The sequence below is a fragment of the Ohtaekwangia sp. genome (genome assembly GCF_036568665.1).
In the GTDB taxonomy this organism is placed as follows: Bacteria; Bacteroidota; Bacteroidia; order Cytophagales; family Cyclobacteriaceae; genus Ohtaekwangia.
The window spans coordinates 1-5,461 of the sequence record NZ_DATCSD010000043.1; the positions used below are offsets into that span (position 1 = coordinate 1).

Here is a 5,461-nt window from a genome sequence, read left to right on the forward strand (position 1 = left end):
ATTTATTGGGTATAAAACTAAAGAAGTACCTGTAGGTAGCCAGACAAAGCTGGATGTCCCTATGGAAGAAGACATCGCTACACTACAGGAAGTTGTAGTAGTCGGATATGGTGAGCAGAAGAAGGCTTTGAACACAGGTGCTAACCTGCAAGTGAGAGGTGAAGACCTGATGAAGCAGAGCTCTACTAATGCTTTGCAGGCATTGCAAGGTCAGGCTCCTGGCGTGCAAGTCACTTCTACCTCCGGGCAGCCAGGCGAAGCGATGAAAGTTACGATTCGTGGTGTGGGTTCTACTATTGGTAACACCCCGCTATACGTTGTGGATGGAGTGATTACAAGCGACATCACCTACCTGAACAACGGAGATATAGCTTCATTGACTGTTTTGAAAGATGCCGCATCGGCAGCGATCTATGGTTCGCAGGCAGCAAGTGGTGTTGTGCTTATCACCACCAAAAAAGGTAAATCAGGCCACGCTCAGGTAACATTCGATTCTTATTATGGTGTGCAGAATGTTGCCAGAAAAATAGGCTTGCTGAATGCACAGGAATATGCCATTATTGCTAACGAAGCTGCCGTAAATTCTGGTAGCTCTCCCGTATATTCCAGCCACTATATCGATTCATTGAAAAATGCAGGCACAAACTGGATGGACGAGATGTTCGTGAAAAATGCCCCTACACAGAATTATTCTATTGGTGTATCGGGTGGTAACGATAAATCAGTTTATTCTTCATCACTTTCTTATTTGTCTCAGGCTGGTATTGTAGGTGGTAAAGATTATTCAAACTATAAGCGCTATAATTTCCGCTTTAACTCAGAGCATAAATTATACAAAGATATATTGACTGTGGGCGAGAACATGAACTTCGCGTTTGTGGATAACCATGGTATAGGGGTGGGTAATCAGTACAACAACACATTACGTGGCGCATTTGGAACTACGCCTTTGTTGAAGAATGACAAGTCTGATTCAGTGGGTATGTTCAACCAGGCGAATCCGTATTATTCCATGGTATATAACAGCCAGAGCCGGAACAAGACACAGCGTGTTATCGGAAATATATACTTCCAGGTTGAACCAATTCATAATTTGAAATTCAGAACAAGCCTCGGTATAGATTACAGCTCATACGATGGTCAGTCGTATGCGCCGAAATATACACTGTCAGCATATTCGTTTAACAAGATACCATCGGTAAGCCAATCGATGAACAAAGGGCAGACCCTTCTTTGGGATAACTTGTTAAGCTATGGATTTACAGTAGCAGAGAAGCACAGATTTGATGTAATGGCGGGTACTTCTATGTATAAATATGGAGGAAGCTATTTAAATGCTACCAAGACGGGTTCCGTCTTTCATGATGTTGACCACGCATGGATCAGCAATGGAACAAGCAGCACGGCTACAGCAACCGGTGCAGCATACGATCCTGATCACCGCTTGTCATACTTCGGACGATTGAACTACAACTATGAAGAAAAGTATTTGTTCAACGCAACCTTCCGCGCTGACGGTTCTTCCAAGTTTGCGAAAGGTAATCAGTGGGGATATTTCCCATCGGTATCTGCAGGCTGGGTAATTACGAATGAATCATTCATGGATAATACCAGCAACTGGTTGAATTCATTCAAACTGCGGGCAAGCTGGGGACAAGTGGGTAGCCAGAACGTTTCTGCTTTCCAATATCAGGCGCCTGTTAATTTCAGCAATACATACTATATCTTCGGTAATAAGGAAGGTGTTATTACCCCGGGTTCTTATCCTAGCAGGTTGTCAAATCCAAGCTTGAAATGGGAAACATCTGAACAAACCGATGTTGGTTTTGATGCTGCATTCCTCAATGGTAAACTGACGGCAAATCTTGACTGGTATATTAAGACAAATAAGAACTGGTTAATCAATGCGCCTGTTCTGGCAACCGCGGGTGCTGATGCCCCCTTTATCAACGGTGGAGGTGTAAAGAACAGAGGTCTTGAGCTGGCACTTGCTTACAATAACAGTTTGGGCGATCTTAATTATCGTGTAGGCGTAAATGGAGCTTACAACAAAAATACAGTGAGTAAAATACCTAATGCTGACGGCATTATTCATGGTCCCACCAATCAGCTGTATGCTAATTCTCCGGAATTTTATAGAGCAACCAATGGGCTTCCAGCCGGTTATTTTTGGGGGTACAAAACCAATGGACTGTTCCAGAATGAGGCGGATGTAAAATCTTACACTGGCAAAGATGGCGCTCTCCTGCAACCAAGTGCTAAACCTGGAGATGTTCGCTTTGTAGACGAAAATGGCGATGGCGTAATTGATGAGAAAGACAAGACGATGATCGGTAACCCTAACCCTAAATATACTTTTGGGTTCTCAATAGCTGCAGACTACAAAGGGTTTGACTTGTCTATTCAGGCCAGTGGAGTTGCAGGAAACCAGATAGTACAATCGTATACAAGCCCTTCCGGCAGGAATAATAATTATACTACAGAAATACTGGAACGCTGGCATGGAGAAGGTACATCGAACAAAATACCACGTGTGACTGAGGCTAACGAAAACTGGGCTAACTTCTCGGATCTGTATGTTCACAACGGCGATTATCTCAGAATAAACAATGTTACCCTGGGATACGATTTGACCAAGGTCATTAAGCAGAATTACTTGTCACAATGCAGACTTTATGTTTCAGCGTTGAACCTCTTCACCTTTACCAAATACAATGGTATGGATCCCGAAATTGGTTATGCACCGCCAATCACTGGTGGAGGCTCATCAGCCTTTAGCTCAGGAGTTGATGTTGGATATTACCCACGCCCCAGAACCTACATGGTTGGGTTGAATGTGAAATTCTAAAAAACGAAATGTATGAGAAAGTTTAATATATATACAATAGTTGTAAGCCTGTTGGTATTGAGCGGATGTAGTGATTTTCTGGATACCCAGTCATACACAACATCAACAGTTGAAAATTATTACAAAACACCTGCGGAAGTGTACAGCGCATTGGTAGGATGTTATGACGGTGTGCAGAGTTTATGGTCGGGTGGTGGGGCCTTCCCTGTAGTGTCGGAGATCTTTTCAGATAACGTTTTTGGCGGCGGAGGTAATGGAGATGGTTTGGGAATGCAATTGTTGGATGAATTTGATAAGAGCCGTTCGCCATCTGATCAAAGTATATTCAATGCGGCTTGGGTTAATTATTACAAAGCTATTTATCGTTGCAATATACTCTTAGGTAAACTTGACCAGGTTGATTGGGGAACAGATACAAGCCTCAAAACAACATACGAAGCTGAAGTGAGGTTTCTTCGCGCCTTCATGTACTTTGATATGGTTCGTTTATGGGGTAGTGTCCCGTTGTTGACAGAGCCATCTGCGGATAACATCGCTCCATCTGATCCTCAAGTCATATATGCGCAAATAGCACAAGACCTGGTGTTTGCAAGTGAAAATTTGCCGGCCACTTCGTATGCTAGCCAACCTGTAACTACCCACGGACGAGTTACCAAGTGGGCGGCTGAGTCACTGATCGGAAGAGTATATCTCTTCTATACCGGTTATTATCAGCAACAAGATCTGGCAGGTGTTGTTACAAAAGCACAGGCACTCGCATACCTGGAAGATGTAATTGCCAATAGTGGTCACGGTCTTGTCTCGACTTTTGCAAATCTCTGGCCCGCAGCTTCTGTGGACAACTATGCAGGTGAGGATAACAAAGAAACAGTCTTTGCTATCAAGTATACCTATACCAGCGATTACTCTACAGGAAATGATGATGGTAACAAATGGTTGGTTTTGTTGGGTATGCGAAGCTTCTCATCGTATCCGTATGGAAATGGATGGGGAGTGGGTACTGTCAATCCTAAGTTATGGGATGCTTATAACAGTACCGATACACGTAAAGTGGCTTCGATTATATCCATTGAAGGCGAAAACCTGGCTTTCAAAAACCAGGCTGATCAACGTGAATATACAGGGTACTACATTAAGAAGTATACTCCTATGTCAAATAAGGATGGTTCAAGTGTAGCGCAAACATTGGCCGCCAATGCCGGGTTAAAGAGTGATTTTCAGATTGCTCAATTCCAGGATTACGTGGTAATTCGTTATGCAGACGTTCTGCTGATGGCAGCAGAATTAGGCAGTCCAAGTGCTCAATCCTATTTCGATCAGGTAAGACAACGTGCTTATGGGGCTAACTTTAGTCAACTGCCTGTGTCGCAGGAAAATATTATGAATGAGCGCAGACTTGAGTTTGCATTGGAAGGTATACGCTATTGGGATTTACTTCGCCAGGGAGTTGATGTTGCGGCAAATGCGATTGCTGAAACTACACAGGTGCTGAACGGAGGAGTTACAGCAACCAAGACAATCAGTGCTTCGAAAATTCTGGCGACGAAAGGATTGCAGCAGATACCTGATACACAAATAAGTTTATCGAATGGAGTGTTGAAGCAAAACGCAGGGTGGTAGTAGTTTACAACATTAATTATTGTAATTTATGAAAGTCGATAATAGAAAAATTTTGATGATAGCGGCTGTGATATTCACATCAATAGCCTGCCAGGAAGATCATGACTTGGGTGCGCCTCTGAAAGCCTCAGATTTGAAATTCTCGGTTACACAAGATCCAGCGTATGATCATAGAGTATATCTTGCCAGTCAAACAGATGGTATAATTCCTTTTTGGGATTATGGGCTCGGTATATCAAATCACCCTGTTGATACGATAGTCATCCCGTTCGGGGGGGATTTCTGGATTAAATATAGTGCCTTGGGAAGAGCGGGTGCTGTTACCGATTCAGCTAAAATAACGATCGCCGAAAATGATCCTGCATTTTTTTCTGATCCGAAGTGGAACTTCCTCACGAATGGTGCTGCAGGAAAGACATGGATATTTGATCCAACAGATCCTATTAGTTATTATGGTGATGGCTGGTTATATGATCCTGGAACTTGCCCTGACTGGTCAGGCTTCCCTTGCGGAACAGACTGGGGAGAAGTCACTTTCGACTTAAATGGAAGGTATAATCTTACCGTAAAACAAAAAGCGTCATCTGGTGATACGTATGCTACTAAAAAAGGTGGTTTCAGCTTTAATATGGCTGAAAATACTTTGACCTTCATAGGCGTTCCGATGCTTTCATCAGCAAATAATGTAAACTGGAAACAAGCGGTTGTAATGGAACTCTCTGAGAACGTTCTGTATTTAGGATTCGTTGCTTCTGATGGAGGACATATACGTTTTAAGTATATTCCTAAAACTTAACTTTAATATCTGCGTAAAGTTTATGGTACTTTGGCAGAAGATGATAACATCAACGTATATGAAGTTACGGATCTAAGATGGTATTCATTGCTTGAAATAATAAGTTTCCAAAGAGAGGGGTTCTATGATCCCTCTCTTTTTTTATCGACATTCTTTATAATAATAAGAACTGAAAAGTCATGATTCAACGATTGCTT

At 42.6% G+C, this 5,461-nt stretch carries 3 protein-coding genes; all 3 read left to right on the forward strand.

Annotated elements, in window-relative coordinates; genetic code table 11:
• On the forward strand, positions 1 to 2,848 hold a 2,848-nt coding region (locus tag VIN08_RS02090; RefSeq protein WP_331959476.1), incomplete at its 5' end, for a TonB-dependent receptor.
• 12 nt (positions 2,849 to 2,860) lie between these two features.
• Entirely contained in the window at positions 2,861 to 4,468 is a 1,608-nt protein-coding gene (locus VIN08_RS02095) for a RagB/SusD family nutrient uptake outer membrane protein (protein WP_331959479.1), read from the forward strand.
• Positions 4,469 to 4,496: 28 nt separating this feature from the next.
• On the forward strand, positions 4,497 to 5,264 hold the full coding sequence (locus tag VIN08_RS02100) for a hypothetical protein (RefSeq protein ID WP_331959482.1): 768 nt from the start codon (positions 4,497 to 4,499) through the stop codon (positions 5,262 to 5,264).
• Positions 5,265 to 5,461 lie beyond the last annotated feature (197 nt).